The sequence below is a fragment of the Streptomyces sp. NPDC049687 genome (genome assembly GCF_044465285.1).
Lineage (GTDB): Bacteria > Actinomycetota > Actinomycetes > Streptomycetales > Streptomycetaceae > Streptomyces.
Genome location: NZ_JBITLN010000009.1, coordinates 446,520 through 467,050 on the forward strand (window position 1 = coordinate 446,520; position 20,531 = coordinate 467,050).

The following is a 20,531-nucleotide window of genomic DNA, read 5'->3' on the forward strand; positions in this document are numbered from 1 at the left end:
CATTGATCCACGACCGGCTCCGCCACCCGTCGACTGACCGCCACGCTGTACGCGTACGCGTTCCTCGACGAGTTCGTGCTGCTCTACCCGGTGTACGCGCTGCTCTTCGCGGACGCCGGCCTGTCCGTCTGGCAGATCTCCTCCCTCTTCGTCCTGTGGTCGCTGACCGGCGTCCTGCTGGAGGTTCCCTCCGGCGCCTGGGCCGACGCCGTCTCCCGACGGCTGCTGCTGTGGCTGGGCCCGCTGCTGGGCGGCGCCGGCTTCGCCCTGTGGGTGCTCGTCCCGTCCTACGGGGCCTTCGCCGCGGGCTTCGTCCTGTGGGGCGTGCGCGGAGCGCTGGGCTCCGGAGCCCTGGAGGCGCTGGTCTACGAGGAGCTGGAGCTGCTCGGCGCGGCGGACCGGTACGCGCGCGTGATGGGACGGGCCCATGCGGTGGGCCAGGTGGCCGTGATGGCGGCGACGGGTCTGGCCGGGCCGGTCCTCGCGGCCGGTGGCCACCTCGCGGTCGGCGGCGCGAGCGTGCTGGCCTGTCTGCTCTGCGCGGCGACGGCGACCCGGTTCCCCGAGCATCGCCGCGCCACCGGTGAGGGCGAGAGCTGGGCGGTGACCCTGCGCGGCGGACTGGCCGATGCCCGGCGCGACCGCTCCGTGCGGGGCGCGCTGCTGCTGGTCCCGGCCGTCACGGCCGTGTGGGGTGCCCTCGACGAGTACACATCGCTCCTGGTCGGGGAGACGGGCGTGGCGGACGCGGCCGTTCCCTACGCGCTGGTGCTGATCTGGGCCGGCGTCACGGCCGGCAGCATGCTCGCCGGGGCGGCCGAGCGCCTGGGGCGTAGGGGATTCGCCGCGCTCCTCGCCGCTTCGGCGCTGGCCCTCGCAGCCGGCGGCGTCAGCGGGGCCCCCGCCGGTATCGCCCTGGTCGCCCTCGCCTTCGGCGGCTTCCAACTGGCGACCGTCGTCGCCGACACCCGGCTCCAGCAGCGTGTCGAGGGCACCGGCCGGGCCACCCTCACCTCCGTGGCGAGCCTCGGCACGGAGCTGGTGACCATCGGGGTGTACGGGGCGTACGGCGCCCTCGGATCGGCGTACCCGCACGGCACCGTCTTCGCGCTGTGTGCGCTGCCGTATCTGGTGACGGCGGTGGCCGTGGGGGTGCGCAACGAATCGCCGTCCGAGGGGCGGGGCACGCAATGAACCGCTCACCGGCGCGCAACGGCTCCTTCTTGTCCGGCCCGCGCGGCCGACCGTACCGTCTAGGAGGCCCCCCAACCCCCCTCGTAGCGGTGAGGATCACGCATGCGCACAGCCCTGCTCCAGAGCTCCGGCCGGCCCGGCTCGGTCGTCGAGAACCTCGAGGTCCTCGACGAGGCCGCGGGCCGGGCCGCCGCCGCGGGCGCCGGGCTGCTGGTCGCGCCGGAGATGTTCCTCACCGGGTACGCGATCGGCGACGGCATCGCCCGCCTCGCCGAGCCCGCCGACGGCGACTCCGCTGACGCGATCGCCGAGCTGGCCGCCCGGCACGGGCTGGCGATCGCCTACGGCTACCCCGAGCGGTCCGGCGGGACGGTGTACAACTCCGCCCAGCTGATCTCCGCCGACGGCACCCGGCTCGCCGCCTACCGCAAGACCCACCTCTTCGGCTGCTTCGAGCGCGACCACTTCACGCCGGGGGAGCAGCCGGTCGTCCAGGCCGAGCTGAACGGCCTCACCGTCGGCCTCATGATCTGCTACGACGTCGAGTTCCCGGAGAACGTCCGGGCCCACGCCCTGGCCGGCACGGATCTCCTCGTCGTCCCGACCGCGCAGATGCACCCCTTCCAGTTCGTCGCCGAGTCGATGATCCCGGTGCGCGCCTTCGAGAACCAGATGTACGTGGCGTACGTCAACCGGGTCGGCCGGGAGGGCGAGTTCGAGTTCGTCGGCCTCTCCACGCTCGCCGGTCCCGACGGGGTGGCCCGCGCCCGGGCCGGACACGGTGAGGAACTGGTCCTCGCCGACGCCGACCCCGTCTCCCTCGCCGCGTCCCGCGAGGCGAACCCGTATCTGAAGGACCGCCGCCCCGGTCTCTACGGGTCCCTGGTCTGAAAACCGTCTCAAATCCTCTGAGCCACCCCCGGTTCTTTCGTGCAAGGAGTCCGCACCCCATGACGTCCACCGTGCCCAACGCCGTCGAGCACGCAGACGAGCAGCAGCCGCCGATCACCATGTTCGGCCCGGACTTCCCGTACGCGTACGACGACTTCCTCGCCCATCCGGCGGGGCTCGGCCAGATCCCCGCGACCGAGCACGGCACCGAGGTCGCCGTCATCGGCGGCGGGCTGTCGGGCATCGTGGCCGCGTACGAGCTGATGAAGATGGGCCTCAAGCCGGTCGTGTACGAGGCCGACCGGATCGGCGGCCGGCTGCGGACCGTCGGCTTCGAGGGCACCGGCACCGAGGGACTCACCGCCGAGCTGGGCGCGATGCGCTTCCCGCCCTCCTCCACGGCCCTCCAGCACTACATCGACCTGGTGGGTCTGGACACCCGGCCCTTTCCCAACCCGCTGGCCGAGACGACCCCTTCGACCGTCGTCGACCTCAAGGGCGAGTCGCACTACGCCGAGACGATCGACGACCTCCCGCAGGTCTACCGCGACGTCGCCGAGGCCTGGAACAAGTGCCTCGAGGACGGCGCCGACTTCTCGGACATGAACCGCGCGCTGCGCGAGCGGGACGTGCCGCGCATCCGGGAGATCTGGGCGAAGCTCGTGGAGAAGCTCGACAACCAGACCTTCTACGGTTTCCTCTGCGACTCCGAGGCGTTCACGTCCTTCCGGCACCGGGAGATCTTCGGCCAGGTCGGCTTCGGCACGGGCGGCTGGGACACCGACTTCCCCAACTCCATCCTGGAGATCCTGCGCGTCGTCTACACCGAGGCCGACGACCACCACCGCGGGATCGTCGGCGGCAGCCAGCAGCTCCCGCTCCGGCTCTGGGAGCGCGAGCCGGAGAAGATCGTCCACTGGGCGTACGGCACCTCGCTGGCGAGCCTGCACGCCAACGGCGCACCGCGTCCGGCCGTGACCCGGCTGCACCGCACCGCCGGCAACCGGATCACCGTGACGGACGCCGACGGGGACATCCGGACCTACCGGGCGGCCGTCTTCACCGCCCAGTCCTGGATGCTGCTGTCGAAGATCGCCTGCGACGACTCGCTCTTCCCGATCGACCACTGGACGGCGATCGAGCGCACCCACTACATGGAGTCCTCGAAGCTGTTCGTGCCCGTCGACCGGCCCTTCTGGCTCGACAAGGACGAGGAGACCGGCCGGGACGTCATGTCGATGACGCTCACCGACCGGATGACCCGCGGGACCTACCTCTTCGACGACGGTCCGGACCGGCCCGCGGTCATCTGCCTCTCCTACACCTGGTGCGACGACAGCCTGAAGTGGCTGCCGCTGTCCGCGAACGAGCGGATGGAGGTCATGCTGAAGTCGCTCGGCGAGATCTACCCGAAGGTCGACATCAGGAAGCACGTCATCGGCAATCCGGTGACGGTCTCCTGGGAGAACGAGCCCTATTTCATGGGCGCGTTCAAGGCCAACCTGCCCGGCCACTACCGCTACCAGCGGCGCCTGTTCACCCACTTCATGCAGGACCGGCTGCCCGCCGACAAGCGGGGCATCTTCCTCGCCGGCGACGACATCTCCTGGACGGCGGGCTGGGCCGAGGGCGCGGTCCAGACCGCCCTGAACGCGGTCTGGGGCGTCATGCACCACTTCGGCGGCGCGACCGACGCGTCCAACCCGGGCCCGGGTGACGTGTACGACGAGATCGCGCCGGTCGAGCTGCCCGAGGACTGAGGGCTCACAGCGGTGTGAGCAGCATGCGGCCCGCGAAACCGACCGCCGTGCCGAGGCGGTCGGTGAACTCCTCGGCGACGTCCGGGAGCCGGCGCAGCGCCCACAGGGCCCGGGCCGCCGTCCAGGTGGCGTCCCGGGCGCGCTCCAGGCTCCAGGAGCCGAGCAGGTGGGTGAGCGGATCTGCGATCTGCAGGAGGTCGGGGCCCGGCATCAGCTCCTCGCGGATGCGTTCCTCCAGCGCCACGAGCAGGTCGCCCACCCGGTCGTACTCGTCCTCCAGATCGGCCGGTTCGCAGCCGAGACTCCGACAGGTGTCCACCACGGCGAGCGCGAGGTCGTGCCCGATGTGCGCGTTGATGCCCGCGAGCGCGAACTGCAGCGGACGTACGCCGGGATGGCGGCGCATCTGGAACAGCGGGCGCCAGCAGGCCGGCGGGCGCCGGTCGGCCGCCATCGCGTCCACCGCGGCCAGGTAACGCTCGGCGAACCGTACGTCCAGCGTGCGCGCGGCCCGCGCGTCCGTGAACCCGCCTGTGTCGATCCGCAGGTCGACCTCCTGCGTCACGGCGAGATAGACCCGGTTGAAGACGGCGACCCCGTCGTGGGGCGGCAGGGCCCCGTCGAGGGCGCGCATCCGGGCGAGCACGTCGTGCACGGTGGCGTCGAGAGCCGGGTCCAGGGCTGTGTCTACGAGGGTGGTGAACTGTTCCCAATGCGGCATGAGGGAAGGGTCGCAGCCCTGGGCGGACCGCGGGCCGGCGAGCCGGACGCTTCCCCGGAACGGGGGAACGGGCCCGCCGCTCGGGAGGGGATGCCGCCCGATGACGGTGCCGGCGGTGGCCGGGACCAGGCGAGAGAGGAGGGTGAGCGACCGCTTAGGATAGGGGTCGTTGCCTCCAGCACCCAGGAGTCCGTGTGACCGCCGAAGCCCCGATCGCCCCCGCCCTGTCGTACGGCCGGCTGATCCCCGTCACCGTCCACTTCGACGACCTCGACGCGCTCGGCATGCTGCACAACGCCCGCTACCCGCTGCTGGTCGAGCGCGCGTGGAGCGAGTTCTGGGAGGAGCGGGGGGTCCGTTTCGACGGCGACTGGGCGAGCGCCGGGGACGCCTGCAACGTGGTCAGGGAACTGCTGATCGGCTACGAGGCCCCGGTCACCCGCACCGGCACGTACGCCGTCCATCTCTGGCTGGAGCGGCTCGGCGCCACGGGGCTGACGTACGGCTTCCGGTTCTGTTCCGCGGACGGGATGACGACGTACGCGCGCGGAACCCGGGTCCTGGTCCGGCTGGACGCGGCCACCCTGCGCCCCGCGCCCTGGAGCGACGGCTTCAGGTCCGCGGGTCGGGCACTGCTGCGACCCGAGGACTGACCTCCGCGTCCCCGCGCCCGCCGGTCCGCAGCACCCCCGCGAACACCGCGAGTCCGCAGGCCAGCACCGTCACCACCCCGAACGACACCACCAGGCTGGTCGCCTGTGCCACCCCGCCGATCAGGCTCGGGGCGATCAGCCCGGAGGTGTACGTGATCGTCGCGACGCCCGCGATGGCCTGACTGGGGTTCGGCCCGCTGTGCCCGGCCGCGGCGAAGCAGAGCGGTACGACGACGGCGATCCCGAGACCCATCAGCCCGAACCCCGCCATCGCCACCGCCGGACCCCCGGCGAGGACGATCATCAGCCCGCCCAGCGCGGCGAGGACACCGCCCGCACGGACGGTCCGTACCGCGCCGAAGCGGTTGACCACCGCGTCGCCCACGATCCGGGCCGCCGCCATCGTGAACATGAAGCCGGTCGTGCAGGCCGCCGCGAGCCCGGCCGACGTCTCCAGCCGGTCGCGCAGATAGACGGCCGACCAGTCCAGGCTCGCGCCCTCCGCGAACACCGCGCAGAACCCGACCGCGCCGATCAGCAGCGCCGAGCGCGGCGGCAGCGCGAACCTCGGTGGCGGCTCCTCGTCCGCCGTGGGCCGGAGGTCCAGCACCCACTGACAGGCCAGCAGACCCAGCGCGGTGAGGGTGGCCGCCGCCAGCGCGTGGTGCACGCGCGCGTCCGCGCCCAGGTGCGCGGCGAGCGTCCCGCCCGCCGAGCCGATCAGCGCGCCGGCGCTCCACATGCCGTGCAGCCCGGACATGATCGACTTGCTCAGCAGGCGCTCCACCTCCACCCCGAGCGCGTTCATCGCCACATCGGCCGTGCCCGAGGTCGCGCCGTACATGAACATCGCCAGGCACAAGGTGAACAGATTCGTCGCGAGCGACGGCAGCGTCAGCGACAGGGTCCACAGCGCGAGCAGGCCGCGCAGCGCCGTACGGCTGCCGTAGCGGTGGGTGATCCGGCCGGCCAGCGGCATCGCGCAGGAGGCGCCGAACGCCGTGAAGGCCAGGGCGAAGCCGAGCTGCCCGGCGCTCACGCCCGCGTGGTCCTGGATCCACGGGACGCGGGTGGCGAAGGAGCCGGTGACCGCGCCGTGCACGGTGAACACGGCCGCCACGGCGTACCGGGCGCGCCGTACCTGCGACGGTGCGTGGACCACTTCGCTCATTCTCCCGCCCCTCCCGGCTTCGCACCGCCCCGGCGCGATGCCGTCGCAAACTATCAGGAACCCTGCCTGATAAAAAGAGAGCCTTCGGAGGCTCCTGATCGGCCGGCCATGGGAGGATTCCCCGCATGCCCGCATCCCCGAGCACCGCCCGGGCCATCAACGACCGGCTCGCCCTGCGGCTGCTGCAGGACGAAGGCCCGCTGACGGCCGGGCAGTTGAAGCAGCTCACCGGCCTGTCCCGGCCGACGGTCGCCGATCTCGTCGAACGCCTCACCGCCGCCGGCCTGATCGAGGTGGTGGGGGAGGCGGGGGAGCAGCGGCGCGGGCCGAACGCCAGGCTGTACGGCCTTGTCGCCGGCCGCGCCCATCTGGCGGCGCTCGATGTGCGCACCGAGGGCGTCGCCGTCCGCGTGTCCGACCTGGTGGGCCGGGTGCTGGCGGAGGCCTCCGTGCCGATCGGCGGTGACACGGGCACGGGCCCCGCCGTCGAACAGGCGGTGACGCTGGTCGAGCGGACCGTGAAGGAGGCGGGCGCCGACCGGCTGCACACGGTGGGCATCGGCGCCCCCGGTCTGATCGACCCGGCCGGCGGCGAACTGCGCGACTCCACCGGGCTCCCCGAGTGGCACCGCCGCCTGGTGGCCGCCCTCCAGGAACGGTTCCCGCACGCGCGCGTGAGCGTCGAGAACGAGACCAACCTCGCCGCCCTGGCCGAACAGCGCCAGGGCGGCGCCCAGGACCGCGACACCTTCGTCCTGCTCTGGCTCGGCCACGGCACCGGTGCCGCCGTCGTCCTCGACGGCACCCTGCGGCGCGGCGCCTCCGGCGGCACGGGCGAGATCGGCTTCCTCCCGGTACCGGGCACGTCCGGTCTGCCGTCGGCCACGGACTGCGAGGGGGGCTTCCACTCCCTGGCGGGCTCGTCGGCGGTCACGGCGTTGGCAGCGGGGTACGGGGTGCGGGCCCTGCCGGAGGGGGACGAGCCGACGGGGGCGGCGGTGGTGCGGGAGGCGGTACGGGTGGTGCGGGGGAGCGGAGCCTCGCCGGCGTCCGAAGCGGGGCCCGCCTCGGACGCGCCCCGCGAAGGGCCGGCGGCACCGGAGGCGACGCCCGCGCCGGGCACGGCTGCCCGCGACGCCGGCGCGTTCCTCGACGCTCTCGCCGACCGCGTCGCCATCGGTGTCGCCTCGGTCGTCGCCGTGCTCGATCCCGGATGCGTGGTGCTCGGGGGCGAGGTCGGAGAGGCCGGAGGACGGGAGCTGGCCGAGCGGGTGTCGGCGCGGCTTCGGCGGATGGCGCCCCTGCCCACCGAGGTGCGGCCGAGCGTCCTGGGCGGCGGCGCGGTCCTGCGCGGAGCGCTGCTCACCGCCCGCGAGTCCGCGCAGGAGGATCTGTTCGGGACGCATCAGCCCCGGCTGCGGGCCCTTCGCGCCAGATAGTCCGCGAACGTCCCCTTCCCCACCGCCCGTTCCGGTGCCAGGTGCCCCCCCGCCCGGAAAGCCCGGTAGGCCGCGCCCCACAGCGGCACGTTCACCACCGCCCGCCGCTTGCCGCTCGCCTTCAGATACGCGCGGGCCAGCGACTCGAGCGTCCCGACCTCGGGCCCCGCCATGTCCTCGACCCGCCCCGCCGGCGCGCCGGTCGCCAGCTCCGCGAGCCGCCGCGCGACCTCGGCCACCTCCACCGGCTGGTCGCTCACCCCGGCCGGAAGGATCATCACCGGCACCTTGGCCAGCCCCTCGAACACCTGGAGCAGCAGATCGTGGAACTGGGTCGCGCGCAGCACGGTCCAGCCCAGCCCCGACTCCTGCACCAGCTTCTCCACGGCGAGCTTCGCCTTGTAGTAGCCGAACGGCACCCGGTCCACCCCGACGATCGAGATGTAGACCAGGTGTCGTACCCCCGCCTTCCGCGCCGCGGTGATCAGGTTCGCGGCCGCCCGCTCGTCGCCCCCGCGCGGGGTGCTCGCGCAGTGCACGACCGTCTCGACGCCGGCCAGGGCCGCGTCCAGCCCCGGCCCGCCCTCGCGCAGGTCGACGGCGTAGGGCCGGGTGCGCCGGCTCAGCACCCGCACCTCGTGGCCGTCCGCCCGCAGCCGCTCGGTGACGAGCCTGCCGAGGGTTCCGGTACCGCCGGTCACCAGGATCGTGCTCATGCTGTTCAACCCCTTTTCGGCACCGGACGCTCCGGGATGGAACGCCCTTCGTCCGCTGAGACCCAGGAGCCGCCGCGGAATGTGACAGGCGCCCCGCGGTCACGCCAGCTGACGCCGTACGAAGTCCAGCTTGTCCGGGTTCACCACGGCCTGCACGCCCACGATCTGCCCGCCCCGGCACACGAACCCCACCGTGCCGGCCAGCGTGTCGCCGTCCCAGGCGAGCAGCCCGGGAGCGCCGTTGAGTTCGGCGACGGTGAGCGTGAAGCCGGCCGCGAAGCCCCTGAACGCACCGGCCAGGAATCGCAGCACCTTCTCGCGCCCCTCGATCGGCCGTCGCGCCGCGGTGACCTTGCCGCCGCCGTCGCTCCACCAGGTCACATCGGCCGCGAGCCGTCGCTCGAGCACGGCCAGGTTTCCGTCCCGGGCCGCCGTGAGGAAGGACGCGACCAACTCCTCCTGCCGCTGGGGAGTGACCTCGAAACGCCCTTCCGCCAGCGCCAGCCGCTTCTCCGCCCGCCGGTACAGCTGACGGCAGTTGGCCTCGCTCAGGTCGAGCGCCTCCGCGATCTCCCGGTGCCCGTACGCGAACGCCTCCCTTAGCACATACACCGCCCGTTCGGTCGGCGTCAGCCGCTCCAGCAGCACCAGCATCGCGAGCGACACGGCGTCCCGCTGCTCGGCCGACTCCAGAGGGCCCAGTACGCCGTCGGAGGTGACGACCGGCTCCGGCAGCCAGGGGCCGACATAGCTCTCGCGCCGTGCCCGGGCCGAGGTCAGCCGGGTCAGACAGAGGTTGGTGACGGTCTTCGCGAGCCAGGCACCCGGGTACGTGATCCCGGCGCGGTCGGCTCCGCTGAACCGCAGATACGCGTCCTGGACCGTGTCCTCGGCCTCCTCGGCCGAGCCCAGCATCCGGTAGGCCAGTCCGAACAGCCGGGGACGGTGACTCTCGAACTCGTCGGCGATCGCGGTCGAAGACATGGGCCCCACCCTGCCAGAACACCGAGGTGGGAGGCCCGGCGACGGGCAAGGGCCGTCTCCACCGCCGCCGGACCGCACCCGCAGACCCTAAAGAGGACTAGACCAGTACGTCAATAGGTACGGACCAACCGTCAGGCCCCCTCGGGGGCAGGGCAGTTGGCTCACTCGCGAGCCGTCCGACAAGTCCAGCGGCACGGTCTGTGAGCCACCCCACACCCTTCGCCCGTATGGACGACGATCGGGCGTGGCACACTGGCCCTGTACCTAAAGCAGCGCACTCCGGGGTCGGTGAAAGTCCGAACCGGCGGTTACAGTCCGCGACCCGGTCACTTCCAGTGACCGGTTGACCAGGTGAAATTCCTGGACCGACGGTTAAAGTCCGGATGGGAGGCAGTGCGCGGCGGGCGGGCATTCGTGCGCGCCGCCGTATGTGTACTCGTCCAGGCGGACGAGTCTGTCGGCGTCGCCCCGGTGTTCTCGCTCGTGTCTGCTGTCGTCATCGACAGGCCCCGGAGTCCGTGCCCTATTGAGGCAGGAGGACCCGGGAGTGTTCACCGGAATCGTCGAAGAGCTGGGTGAGGTCACCGCCGTCGAGAATCTCGGCGACGCCTCCCGCTTCCGGCTGCGCGGCCCCGTCGTGACCGACGGCGCGAAGCACGGCGACTCCATCGCCGTGAACGGGGTCTGTCTCACCGTCGTCGAGCACGAGCGCGACGAGTTCACCGCCGACGTCATGGCGGAGACCCTCGACCGTTCCAGCCTCGGCGCCCTGACCGTCGGCTCCCGCGTCAACCTCGAACGCCCCACCGCCGTCGGCGCACGCCTCGGCGGGCACATCGTGCAGGGCCATGTCGACGGCACCGGTCAGATCCTGGAGCGCAAGCCCTCCGAGAACTGGGAGATCATCAAGATCTCGCTCCCCGCCGACCTCGCCCGGTACGTCGTGGAGAAGGGCTCCATCACCGTCGACGGCATCAGCCTCACGGTCGTGGACGCCGGTCCCGACCACTTCACCGTCAGCCTCATCCCCACCACCCTCGCCCTGACCACGCTCGGCCTCAAGCAGCCCGGCGACCCGGTCAACCTCGAGGTCGACATCGTCGCCAAGTACGTGGAGCGGCTGCTGACGAGCACGCAGGGAGCGGCCGAGTGAACTGGCTGAACTCCGAGGCCTTCGTCATGTTCGGCCAGCACATCATCTGGTCCGACATGATCGGCAACATCCTCGGCCTGATCACCCTCGCCCTCGGCTGGCGCCGCTCACTGCTGACGTGGCCCGTGCAGTTCCTCTCCGGCCTCGTCCTCTTCGTCGCGTTCTACGGCCATCTGGCGGGCAGCGCCGGCAAGCAGGTCGTCGTCATGGTCGTCGCCCTGTACGGCTGGTGGCAGTGGAACCGCAACAAGGGCCAGTCCGGCGACGGTCACATCGTCCCGCGCTTCGCGACCTGGGCCGAGCGCGCGGCCATGCTCGGCGCCGCCGCCGTCGGCACGGTCGCCGTGGCCCTGCTCTTCAAGGCCTACCCGTCCCTGTCCTGGGACCCCTGGCCGGACGCCTACATCTTCGTCGGCACCATCGTCGCCATGTACGCCCAGGCGCGCGGGATGGTCGAGTTCTGGATCGCCTGGCTCCTCGTCGACGTCGTCGGCGTCCCCCTCAACTTCGCCAACGGCTACGCCTTCTCCGGCTTCGTCTACGTCATCTACGGCGCGCTCGTCCTGTGGGGCATGCGCGACTGGTGGCTGCGCTCCCGCAAGGGCCCGCAGCCCGCTCTGGAAGGAGCGCCGGCATGAGCACGGCACCGATCCTGTACAGCACCGACGGCCTCGAAGACCTCCGCCTCGACCCCGTCGAGCAGGCCATCGCCGACATCGCGGCCGGCCGCCCGATCGTGGTCGTCGACGACGAGGACCGCGAGAACGAGGGCGACCTCGTCATCGCCGCCGAGAAGGTCACGCCCGAGATCGTCGCCTTCATGATGAGCGAGTGCCGCGGTCTCATCTGCGCCCCCATGGAGGGCGAGGAACTGGACCGGCTGAAGCTTCCGCAGATGGTCGACGACAACACCGAGTCGATGAAGACCGCGTTCACGGTCTCCGTCGACGCCTCCGGCGCCCACGGCGTGACCACCGGCATCTCCGCCGCCGACCGCGCCGCCACCCTGCGGCTGCTGGCGAGCGGTGACGCGGAACCGACGGACTTCGTCCGCCCCGGCCACATCTTCCCGCTCCGTGCCAAGGCGGGCGGGGTCCTGACCCGCGACGGCCACACCGAGGCCGCCGTCGATCTCGCCCGCCTCGCGGGACTGCGCCCGGCCGGCGCCATCGTCGAGATCGCCGGCGAGGACGGCCGGATGCTCCGTCTGCCCGAGCTGATCCCGTTCGCCCGCAAGCACGGCCTGACGATCATCTCCATCGAGGACCTGATCGCCTACCGCCGCAGCGCCGAGCCGACGGTCCGCCGCGAGGCCGAGACCCGGCTGCCGACCTCCCACGGCACCTTCACCGCCTACGGCTACCGCTCCACCGCCGACGGCGTCGAGCATGTCGCCCTCGTCCACGGCGAGATCGGCGACGGCGAGGACGTCCTGGTCCGCGTCCACTCCGAATGCCTCACCGGCGACATCTTCGCCTCCCAGCGCTGCGACTGCGGCCCCCAGCTCGACGCGTCCCTGGAGCGCATCCAGAGCGAGGGCCGGGGCGTGGTCGTCTACCTGCGCGGCCACGAGGGCCGCGGCATCGGCCTGCTGTCCAAGCTGAGGGCCTACGAGCTTCAGGAACAGGGCCACGACACCCTCGACGCCAATCTGGAGCTGGGCCTGCCCGCCGACGCCCGGGACTACGGCGCCGGCGCGCAGATCCTCGAGGACCTCGGCGTGCGCAGCGTCCGTCTGATGACCAACAACCCCGAGAAGACCGAGGCGCTCGTCCGGCACGGCCTCAAGGTCTCCTCGCGCGAGCCGATGCCCGTCCAGGCGGGCGAGCACAACATCCGCTACCTGCGCACCAAGCGCGACCGGATGGGACACGACCTGCCCTGGCTGGACACGGCCCCCGTGTCCCCCTGCGGCAACCAGTAACAAGCACCTCTAGGAGAGACGTGAGCGGCAAGGGCGCACCGGAACTGTCCGTACGCAATGTGGGTGACCTCAGGGTCGCCGTCATCGCGGCACAGTGGCACGAGAAGGTGATGGACGGTCTGGTCGACGGCGCGCTGCGCGCCCTGCACGACCTGGGCATCGACGAGCCGACCCTGCTGCGGGTCCCCGGCAGCTGGGAGCTCCCGGTCGTCGCCAAGGTCCTCGCGGGCCGCGGCTACGACGCGATCGTCGCCCTCGGCGTCGTCATCCGCGGTGGTACCCCCCACTTCGAGTATGTGTGCCAGGGCGTCACCCAGGGCCTCACCCAGGTCTCCGTCGAGACCGGCGTCCCCGTCGGCTTCGGCCTCCTCACCTGCGACACCGAGGAACAGGCCCTGGACCGGGCGGGTCTTGAGGGTTCCCACGAGGACAAGGGGCACGAGGCGGTGACGGCGGCGGTGGCGACCGCGGCCACCCTCCGCTCAGTATCTGAACCCTGGCGGTAGGTCCACCGGCACTACGGCTAGGGTGGGCAGCACCATGTCCAAGAAGACGTTCGAGGAGCTCTTCGCCGAGCTCCAGCAGAAGGCCGCCACCGGCGACCCCGCCACTTCCCGCACCGCCGAACTGGTGGGGAAGGGCGTCCATGCCATCGGCAAGAAGGTCGTCGAAGAGGCCGCAGAGGTCTGGATGGCCGCCGAGTACGAGGGCAAGGAAGCGGCCGCCGAGGAGATCTCGCAGCTGCTCTACCACGTCCAGGTGATGATGGTCGCCCGCGGAATCTCGCTGGACGACGTCTACGCCCACCTGTAAACCCTTCTCCGACACACCGCACTTCACGCAAAGGAAGCCGACCTCATGCTGCGCATCGCCGTCCCCAACAAGGGTTCCCTGTCAGGCCCTGCGGCGGAGATGCTGCATGAGGCCGGTTACCAGCAGCGCCGGGAGTCCAAGGAACTGCGGATCGTCGACCCGGAGAACGAGGTCGAGTTCTTCTACCTCCGCCCCCGGGACATCGCGATCTACGTGTCCTCCGGCCGCCTCGACATCGGCATCACCGGCCGTGACCTCCTGATCGACTCCGGGGCCAATGCCGAGGAGATCCTCCCGCTCGGCTTCGCCCGCTCCACCTTCCGTTTCGCCACCAAGCCGGGCACCGCGAACACCCTCGAGGACCTCAAGGGCAAGACGGTCGCCACCTCCTACGAGGGCATCGTCGCCAAGCACCTGGCCGAGCAGGGCGTCGACGCCTCCGTCGTCCACCTCGACGGCGCCGTCGAGACCGCCATAGAGCTGGGCGTCGCCGAGGTCATCGCCGACGTCGTCGAGACCGGCACCTCGCTGCGCAACGCGGGCCTGGAGGTCTTCGGCGAGCCCATCATGAAGTCCGAGGCCGTCGTGATCCGCCGCACCGGCGCGGACACCGAGGAAGCGGCTGAGCCGAAGGTTCAGCAGTTCCTGCGCCGCCTCCAGGGCGTCCTGGTCGCCCGGACCTACGTGATGATGGACTACGACTGCCGTGTCGAACAGCTCGAGAAGGCCGTCGCGCTGACCCCGGGCCTGGAGTCGCCGACCGTCTCCCCGCTGCACAACGAGGGCTGGGTCGCCGTCCGCGCCATGGTCCCCGCCAAGGAGGCCCAGCGGATCATGGACGACCTGTACGACATCGGCGCCCGCGCCATCCTGACCACCGCCATCCACGCCTGCCGCCTCTGACCTCGACCGGGAACATGTCCGACCTTCCGGGCAGCGACCTGCCCACCCTCCCCGTCGCCTTCCGGCCCGGCCGCACCCGAGCGGTGCTGCTCACGGCCGGGGTGGCGATCTTCCTCGTCATCTCCGCCATCGCCGTGCTCCTGGAGAAGCTCGGCCCGGGGGAGCGACTCAGCTTCGTCGTGACCGGCGCCCTCGTCTTCGGAGTGCTGGCCCAGCTCGCCCGGGTACGCGTCCTCGCCGACGACTCCGGTGTCACCGTCGTGAACATCGCGAGCAGGCGGCGGCTGGACTGGGCCGAGATCATCCAGGTGAACCTCCGTCCGGGCGACCCCTGGGTGTTCCTCGACCTCACCGACGGCACCAGTCTGCCCGCACTCGGCATCCAGCCCGGCATCAACAAGCAGCAGGCCATCAGGGACGCGCGGGCGCTGCGGGCGCTCGTCGAGGCACGCTCCGTCCGGGACGCCGAGCAGTCCACAGGGCAAGATCAGGGCTGACTCAGGGCGGTCCACCCTGCCGCTGAAGCCCCTGTCTTGATTAATCTGGTGACGGAGGCGTTCCCCTTGCGCCTCCACCCCTGTTGTGCCCTGCCGGGTGACAGGGGTTCCTGCTACCCGAGGAGTGACCCTCTCCGGCGATGGACGGTTCGTCCTGTAGTACCTGCGCCGCCCCCACCCGACATCAGTCGGAGGCGGCGGCATCATGACCATCCCCCTGCTGCTCCTGGCAGCCGCGTTTGTGCTCATCCTCGCCAACGGCTTCTTCGTCGCCGCGGAATTCGGCCTCGTCACGGTCGAACGCCCGGACGCGGAGAAGGCCGCCGCCGAGGGCGACAAGCGAGCCCGTACGGTCGTGGAGTCGCTCAAGGAGCTGTCCTTCCAGCTCTCGGGCACCCAGCTCGGCATCACCATCACCTCGCTCGTCGTCGGCATGCTCGCCGAACCGGCGCTCGCGGAGCTGCTGCACACCCCGTTCACCGCGATCGGCATCCCCGAAGGTGCCGGCTCCGGTGTCGCCGTGGTCGTCGGCATGCTGCTGGCGTCCGCCGTGCAGATGGTGGTCGGGGAACTCGTGCCCAAGAACTGGGCGGTGTCCAAGCCCCTGCAGGTCGCGCGCTTCGTCGCCGGCCCGCAGCATGCCTTCTCCCGCCTCTTCCGGCCGGTGATCGCGGGCCTCAACACCGTCGCCAACCGCCTGGTGCGTGCCCTGGGCGTGGAGCCGACCGAGGAGCTGGCCTCCGCCCGCACCCCCGGCGAACTCGTCTCCCTGGCCCGGCACTCCGCCCAGGCGGGCGCCCTGGAACAGGACACGGCCGACCTGTTCGTACGGACCCTCTCCCTGGCCGAGCTCACCGCTCAGCACGTCATGACGCCGCGTGTGAAGGTCAGCGCCCTGCAGTCCTCGGCCACCGCCGAGGACGTGGTCAACCTGACCCGGGCCACCGGCCTGTCCCGCTTCCCCGTCTACCGCGAGAAGATCGACGAGATCGTCGGCATGGCCCACCTCAAGGACGCCCTCGCGGTCCCGGTCCACGACCGCCTGCGCACCCCGGTCGTCCGCATCGCCCGCCCGGCGCTGCTGGTCCCCGAGACCCTGCCCGTCCAGCCCCTGCTGGCACGGCTGCGCAGCGAGCAGCCCATCGCCGTCGTCATCGACGAGTACGGCGGCACGGCCGGCGTGGTCACCCTGGAGGACATCGTCGAGGAGATCGTCGGCGAGGTCCGCGACGAGCACGACGGCCAGGACATCCCGGAACTCGCCGCCGCCCCGCCCGAGGAGGGCAGGCCCGCCTGGGACGTCGACGGCAGCTGCCGGGTGGACACGCTCCAGCGCATAGGCCTGGAGGTGCCCGAGGGGCCGTACGAGACGGTCGCCGGCCTCGTCGCCGACCTGCTCGGCCGCATCCCCGCCGTCGGTGACCGGGCCGAGCTGCCCGGCTGGCGGCTGTCGGTGCGCCGGATCGGCCACTACCGGGCCGAGCGGGTGCGCCTGGTGCGCACCGGCCAGGTCGTGGAGGTCGCCCGGTGAGCGTCCTCCAACTCGTCTTCGCCGCGCTGCTCGTGCTGACCAACGGGTTCTTCGTCGGTGCCGAGTTCGCGCTCGTCTCCGTCCGCCGCAGTCAGATCGAGCCCCTGGGCACCGCCCGGTCCCGCCAGGTCCTCTACGGCCTGGAGCGCCTCCCGCAGATGATGGCGGCCGCCCAGTTCGGCATCACCGTCTGCTCCCTCACCCTGGGCGCGGTCGCCGAACCGACCGTCGCCAAGCTGCTGGAGCCGCTCTTCGAGTGGATCCGCCTGCCGCACGGCGTGATCCATCCGCTGGGCTATGTCATAGCCCTGGCCGCCGTGGTCTTCTTCCACCTCGTCATCGGCGAGATGGTCCCGAAGAACCTCGCCATGGCGGCGCCGGAGAGGGCCGCGCTGTGGCTCAGCCCCGGCCTGGTCGCCTTCGCCCGCCTGTGCCGGCCGATCACCGTGGCCCTCGGCGCCTGCGCCCAGGGCATCCTCAAGCTCTTCCACGTCGAGCCCAGGGACGAGGTCGAGGCCGTCGTCACCAGCGAGCAGCTCAACCGTCTGCTGGAGGACTCCGGTCAGGCCGGCCTCCTCGACCCTGAGGAGCGGGAGCGGCTGGAGGACGCCCTGGAACTGGGCTCCCGTCCGGTGACGGACGTCCTGCTCAAGCGTGAGTCCCTGGTCACGGTCAGCCCTTCGGTCACCCCCGGGGAGATCGTCGAACTCACCGCCCGCACCGGCTACTCCCGCTTTCCCGTCGCCGTGGAGAACGGCGCCTTCATGGGCTATCTGCACGTGAAGGACGTCCTCGACGCGGAGGACTCCGAGCGAGCGGTACCGCAGCAGGTCTGGCACCCGATGACGACCCTCCGCTCCGACCTCCCCCTGGACGACGCCCTCACCGTCATGCGCCGCGCGGCCACCCACCTGGCCCAGGTCGCGGACGCCTCCGGCAAGGTCCTGGGCCTGGTCACCCTGGAGGACGTACTGGAACTCCTGGTGGGCGAGGTGACGGACCCGGCCCACCGTGAGGTGCCCGAGGTGAGGCTGACGGAGCCGAGGGCGAGCGGAGAGCCCGAGGAGGCACTCGCGAGCTGAGGCGAGCCGCAGGATCCGTCACATCGCCGACGGATCCTGCGGCCCCCGGCCCGACAGCACCTCTCCGTACGCCTGCATCAGATCCGGCAACCGAAGTGTCGACAAGTCGTCCCGGGTCAGCGCGCCCGGACACGTCGACAACCGCAGATCCCGGTAGGCGCAGCTCTTCTCGTACAGCGTCCGCAAGAACCGCCCGTTCCCCAGTTCGTCGATCCACCCCTGGTCGACGACATGCCCGGCGATGGAGCGCAGCTCGTCCAGCGCCTCCTCGTCCCACACGTCACCGTTCTCCTGGGCCAGCACCTCACCGATGGAGGTCAGTTCGAGGGGGCGGTAGGAGGGGAAGTCCACGCGGGTCGTGAAGCGGGAGGACAGACCGGGGTTCGCGGCCAGCAGCCGGTCCATGCCCTCCGGATAGCCGGCCAGGATCACCACCAGGTGGTCCCGGTTGTCCTCGGCCCGCTTCAGCAGCACCTGCAGCGCCTCGTCACCGTACGCGTCGCCCTTGCCGTAGCCGGAGTTGGACAGCGAGTACGCCTCGTCCACGAAGAGCACGCCACCGAGGGCCGAGTCGATGAGTTCGTTGGCCTTGACCGCCGTCTGGCCGAGATACTCGCCGACCAGGTCGGCCCGCTGGGCCTCCACCAGATGGTCGCCGCCGAGCAGGCCGAGGGCGTAGAAGACGCGGCCGAGGATGCGGGCCACCGTTGTCTTGCCGGTGCCGGACGGGCCGGAGAAGACGAAGTGCCGTTTGGGCGGCTGGACGGGAAGGCCCTGCCCGGCCCTCAGCCGGGCCATGTTGAGCTGCGCCGACAGAGCCTTGACCTGGCGCTTCACCGGTTCCAGACCCACCATGCGCTCCAGCTCGGCGAGCGCCTCCTCGAGTAAGACGGGGTCGGTGGGCCCGGCCGGCAGCGGCGACGGCACGGCGGCCTTCGCACGCACCGCCGGACCGGGGACCGACGGCAGCGGCCCGACGGGCGGCAGGTCGGACGGCTCGGTGAGCTTAAGGTCCCGGCCCTCGGTGCCGAACAGCGGGTCGAGGGCGTCCGGCCCGTCCCCCACGTCCTGCCCCACGCCGGTGAGGGTGATCGCCGCGAAGTCGGCGGGATCCTCGTAGCCGTCGCCCTCGGCGATCGCGGCGAGCCGGGCGGAGGTGTCCATGAAGGCGGGGTCGACGCGGTGCACCGCCCGGTACAGGGGGAGCGCGGCGGCCGAGCGGCCGGTGCCCTCGTGGGCCCGGGCCAGCCAGTAGCGCAGCTCCTTGCGCTGCGGCTGCTCGCTGCGGCAGCGCATCAGCGCGGCGGAGAGCAGCGGTTCCGCCTGGCCGTACATCTCCAGCCGGACTCTGGCCATGCCTCCGAACAGTCCGGCCTCGATGCCGAGGAGCGGGTCGTTCAGAAGGGGGTCGGTGTGGCGGACGAGCTGTTCCCAGTCCTTGACCAGGTAGGCGCGGCAGGCGTGCAGAAAGCGGACCTGGTGGTCGGTGTCGACGGGCGGGAGCCCGGCGAGCGCCCGGTCCAGCTCGGGGACGTGCCGGCCGTCCAGCCAGTGCGAGGCGTGGGCGAGCAGCAGGTCGCGCGGGCTCTCGAGCACCGGTTGCACCCACCAGCCCAGCCAGTACCAGGAGTTGAGCGTACGGCGGTGCCGGCCGCGCTGTTCGCCGAAGCGTTCCCGGTGCCGGAACATCCGCAGCAGCGCGGTCGTCGTGTCGACGCGCAGCGCATGCAGGCCGAGCCAGCCGTCGGCCATCCCGGGATCGATCCGCACCGCGGTGCGGAACTCCTCCTCAGCCTGCGGATAGGCGCCCATGGTGTAGGCGTCCACGCCTCGCAGCCAGGCGAGGTCGGCCGGGGCCTCCGGGCCCTGCGTGCCGAAGTCCATCACGTCCCCCACAAACCGTGCCCCCGTCGGTGTGCCACCGGGCCCGCGCCCGCCGGCTGCCTTGGTCGAACCGCTGTGCCGCGGACCGGAGTTGCAAGGTGCGCGAAGCAGCTGTCCGTAGGTCGCACCGAGGGCATCGTACCTGCGGGAGCAGTGCCCACCGAAGGGTGCCGCACAGGCCGTTTGGCGAGGTGGGAGCGGACGGGGGCGCACCCGGCGCGGTGACCCTGGGTGAGCGGATCACATCACGGCGCGTCCGGAAAGGGAGGCGCGGGAGCGCGATGAGGGCAGAACGAAGCCCCCGATCACGGGGGAACAACCGGGGGCTTCGCGACTTGGGGCGGCTACGTGCCGCACATTGAGAACGTAAGTCCTGTACGGGCCGTCGGTCAAGCGAAGTTGAGGCAGTTGGCGAACTTCGAGCGCAGGGCCCTTCACGGGTTCACCACATCGCGGGTGGTCCCTCACGGTGAGTGACAATCCGCTCCGGACCGGAACCTCCCAAGGGTCCCGCAAGCACCTCGTACCCCACCGCCAACTGCCGTACCAGCAGCCCGGCATACGGTCTTGAAGGGTCCTCCGCGAAGTGCCGCGCCTCGGCCCGGACCCAGCCGTCCCAGAATTCCCGCTGCTCCTCTCCGTCCCGTGACCGCCCGCGGGCCCAGGCCGCCTCGCGCGGCATCTCCAGCCACAGCAGACAGGCCAGATACGGCCGCAGGGCGCGGCGGCCCGCACCGACCCCCTCGATCAGGACGAAGGGGGCCGGGGGCAGCGGCCGGGGCGGGCCGAAGCGGCGGGTGCGCCAGTCGTAGGGGGTGTAGTGGGCGGTCCCGCCGTGGCGGAAGGGCTCGATCACCTGGGTCAGCAGTCGTCCGGTCCACGCGAACAGCGCGTCGTGGCTCGCGAGGTCGTCGAGGTGCAGCACCGGAGCACCGTCGAGCGCCTCGGCCAGCCGGCCGGCGAACGTGGACTTGCCGGAGCCGGCGTGCCCGTCGACCCCGATCAGACGGACCGGGCCGCAGGACGGGGGGAGAGCGCGGAGCCGGGAGGCGAGCTGGTGGATGGCGGGTCCTCCGAGGGAAGAGCGGGAGCGTGCGGCGGGGAAGCCCCGTGCGACACGGCGCCACCGCCGGGGGCGGAGATGCTGGTGGGCGGGGGCGCCTGCGTCCATAGTGGGCGCACAGCCGTGCACCGGACACCCTGGGGGTCCTTCCA

20 protein-coding genes and 1 riboswitch are annotated in these 20,531 nt (G+C 71.7%); of the genes, 14 read left to right on the plus strand and 6 right to left on the minus strand.

The genetic code is table 11. From position 1 onward, the window contains the following. The first annotated feature begins 75 nt into the window (after positions 1-75). The 3 genes from ACIBVL_RS28335 to ACIBVL_RS28345 all read left to right on the plus strand — a co-directional run bounded on the left by ACIBVL_RS28335 (position 76) and on the right by ACIBVL_RS28345 (position 3,845). On the plus strand, positions 76-1,194 hold the full coding sequence (locus ACIBVL_RS28335) for an MFS transporter (RefSeq protein ID WP_399101163.1): 1,119 nt from the start codon (positions 76-78) through the stop codon (positions 1,192-1,194). 102 nt (positions 1,195-1,296) lie between these two features. Next, a complete protein-coding gene (locus ACIBVL_RS28340) occupies positions 1,297-2,085 on the plus strand; it encodes a carbon-nitrogen hydrolase family protein (RefSeq protein ID WP_399101165.1) in 789 nt (262 codons plus the stop codon). Positions 2,086-2,144: 59 nt separating this feature from the next. Further along, positions 2,145-3,845 carry a flavin monoamine oxidase family protein gene (locus ACIBVL_RS28345; protein WP_399101167.1) on the plus strand — a complete coding sequence of 567 codons (1,701 nt, stop codon included), beginning with the start codon at positions 2,145-2,147 and terminating at the stop codon, positions 3,843-3,845. Between the two features lie 4 nt (positions 3,846-3,849). Here the strand turns inward: ACIBVL_RS28345 and ACIBVL_RS28350 are convergent, their stop codons facing one another. Then, positions 3,850-4,566, minus strand: coding sequence for a DUF5995 family protein (locus tag ACIBVL_RS28350; protein ID WP_399101170.1), 717 nt, complete (start codon positions 4,564-4,566; stop codon positions 3,850-3,852). A 194-nt stretch (positions 4,567-4,760) separates the two neighbouring features. Here ACIBVL_RS28350 and ACIBVL_RS28355 point away from each other — a divergent pair, with 194 nt between their 5' ends. Then, positions 4,761-5,219, plus strand: a complete 459-nt coding sequence (locus ACIBVL_RS28355) for an acyl-CoA thioesterase (protein WP_399101172.1) — start codon at positions 4,761-4,763, stop codon at positions 5,217-5,219. Here the strand turns inward: ACIBVL_RS28355 and ACIBVL_RS28360 are convergent. Further along, a complete protein-coding gene (locus tag ACIBVL_RS28360) occupies positions 5,179-6,390 on the minus strand; it encodes an MFS transporter (protein WP_399101173.1) in 1,212 nt (403 codons plus the stop codon). The two genes, ACIBVL_RS28355 and ACIBVL_RS28360, sit on opposite strands and share 41 nt — an antisense overlap. Before the next feature lie 125 nt (positions 6,391-6,515). On the opposite strand from ACIBVL_RS28360, the gene ACIBVL_RS28365 reads away from it, so the two are divergent. Next, on the plus strand, positions 6,516-7,829 hold the full coding sequence (locus tag ACIBVL_RS28365) for an ROK family transcriptional regulator (RefSeq protein ID WP_399101175.1): 1,314 nt from the start codon (positions 6,516-6,518) through the stop codon (positions 7,827-7,829). Here ACIBVL_RS28365 and ACIBVL_RS28370 read toward each other — a convergent pair. Together ACIBVL_RS28370 and ACIBVL_RS28375 are read right to left on the minus strand one after the other, a co-directional pair. Continuing rightward, positions 7,796-8,545 (minus strand): SDR family oxidoreductase, encoded by a 750-nt coding sequence (locus tag ACIBVL_RS28370; RefSeq protein ID WP_399101177.1) that lies wholly within the window; start codon positions 8,543-8,545, stop codon positions 7,796-7,798. The genes ACIBVL_RS28365 and ACIBVL_RS28370 overlap by 34 nt on opposite strands. A gap of 99 nt (positions 8,546-8,644) precedes the next feature. After that, positions 8,645-9,529, minus strand: a complete 885-nt coding sequence (locus ACIBVL_RS28375; protein ID WP_399101179.1) for an RNA polymerase sigma-70 factor — start codon at positions 9,527-9,529, stop codon at positions 8,645-8,647. A 270-nt stretch (positions 9,530-9,799) separates the two neighbouring features. Further along, positions 9,800-9,930, plus strand: a riboswitch (FMN riboswitch). A gap of 146 nt (positions 9,931-10,076) precedes the next feature. Here ACIBVL_RS28375 and ACIBVL_RS28380 point away from each other — a divergent pair. The 9 genes from ACIBVL_RS28380 to ACIBVL_RS28420 all read left to right on the plus strand — a co-directional run bounded on the left by ACIBVL_RS28380 (position 10,077) and on the right by ACIBVL_RS28420 (position 17,432). After that, on the plus strand, positions 10,077-10,682 hold the full coding sequence (locus tag ACIBVL_RS28380; protein ID WP_399101181.1) for a riboflavin synthase: 606 nt from the start codon (positions 10,077-10,079) through the stop codon (positions 10,680-10,682). After that, positions 10,679-11,320, plus strand: coding sequence for a nicotinamide riboside transporter PnuC (gene pnuC / locus ACIBVL_RS28385; protein WP_399101184.1), 642 nt, complete (start codon positions 10,679-10,681; stop codon positions 11,318-11,320). Before ACIBVL_RS28380 ends, pnuC begins: the two co-directional genes overlap by 4 nt. Beyond that, the gene (locus tag ACIBVL_RS28390; protein WP_399101186.1) at positions 11,317-12,606 is read left to right on the plus strand and encodes a bifunctional 3,4-dihydroxy-2-butanone-4-phosphate synthase/GTP cyclohydrolase II; all 1,290 of its coding nucleotides are present in this window, start codon (positions 11,317-11,319) and stop codon (positions 12,604-12,606) included. The genes pnuC and ACIBVL_RS28390 overlap by 4 nt, the downstream gene beginning before the upstream one ends. Positions 12,607-12,626: 20 nt before the next feature. Further along, positions 12,627-13,112, plus strand: coding sequence for a 6,7-dimethyl-8-ribityllumazine synthase (ribH, locus tag ACIBVL_RS28395; protein ID WP_399101188.1), 486 nt, complete (start codon positions 12,627-12,629; stop codon positions 13,110-13,112). Positions 13,113-13,146: 34 nt separating this feature from the next. Then, complete coding sequence (locus ACIBVL_RS28400; protein ID WP_055636932.1) at positions 13,147-13,419, plus strand: phosphoribosyl-ATP diphosphatase; 273 nt, start codon at positions 13,147-13,149, stop codon at positions 13,417-13,419. A gap of 45 nt (positions 13,420-13,464) precedes the next feature. After that, complete coding sequence (hisG, locus tag ACIBVL_RS28405) at positions 13,465-14,322, plus strand: ATP phosphoribosyltransferase (RefSeq protein ID WP_399101190.1); 858 nt, start codon at positions 13,465-13,467, stop codon at positions 14,320-14,322. Between the two features lie 14 nt (positions 14,323-14,336). Beyond that, positions 14,337-14,819, plus strand: coding sequence for a PH domain-containing protein (locus tag ACIBVL_RS28410; protein ID WP_399101192.1), 483 nt, complete (start codon positions 14,337-14,339; stop codon positions 14,817-14,819). Positions 14,820-15,024: 205 nt separating this feature from the next. After that, complete coding sequence (locus ACIBVL_RS28415) at positions 15,025-16,350, plus strand: hemolysin family protein (protein ID WP_399101195.1); 1,326 nt, start codon at positions 15,025-15,027, stop codon at positions 16,348-16,350. Next, on the plus strand, positions 16,347-17,432 hold the full coding sequence (locus ACIBVL_RS28420; RefSeq protein WP_399101198.1) for a hemolysin family protein: 1,086 nt from the start codon (positions 16,347-16,349) through the stop codon (positions 17,430-17,432). The genes ACIBVL_RS28415 and ACIBVL_RS28420 overlap by 4 nt, the downstream gene beginning before the upstream one ends. An 18-nt stretch (positions 17,433-17,450) precedes the next feature. Here the strand turns inward: ACIBVL_RS28420 and ACIBVL_RS28425 are convergent, their stop codons facing one another. Both ACIBVL_RS28425 and ACIBVL_RS28430 read right to left on the minus strand, forming a co-directional pair. After that, a complete protein-coding gene (locus ACIBVL_RS28425; RefSeq protein WP_399101200.1) occupies positions 17,451-19,316 on the minus strand; it encodes an AAA family ATPase in 1,866 nt (621 codons plus the stop codon). A 442-nt stretch (positions 19,317-19,758) separates the two neighbouring features. Continuing rightward, a complete protein-coding gene (locus ACIBVL_RS28430; protein WP_399101262.1) occupies positions 19,759-20,379 on the minus strand; it encodes a uridine kinase in 621 nt (206 codons plus the stop codon). Positions 20,380-20,531 lie beyond the last annotated feature (152 nt).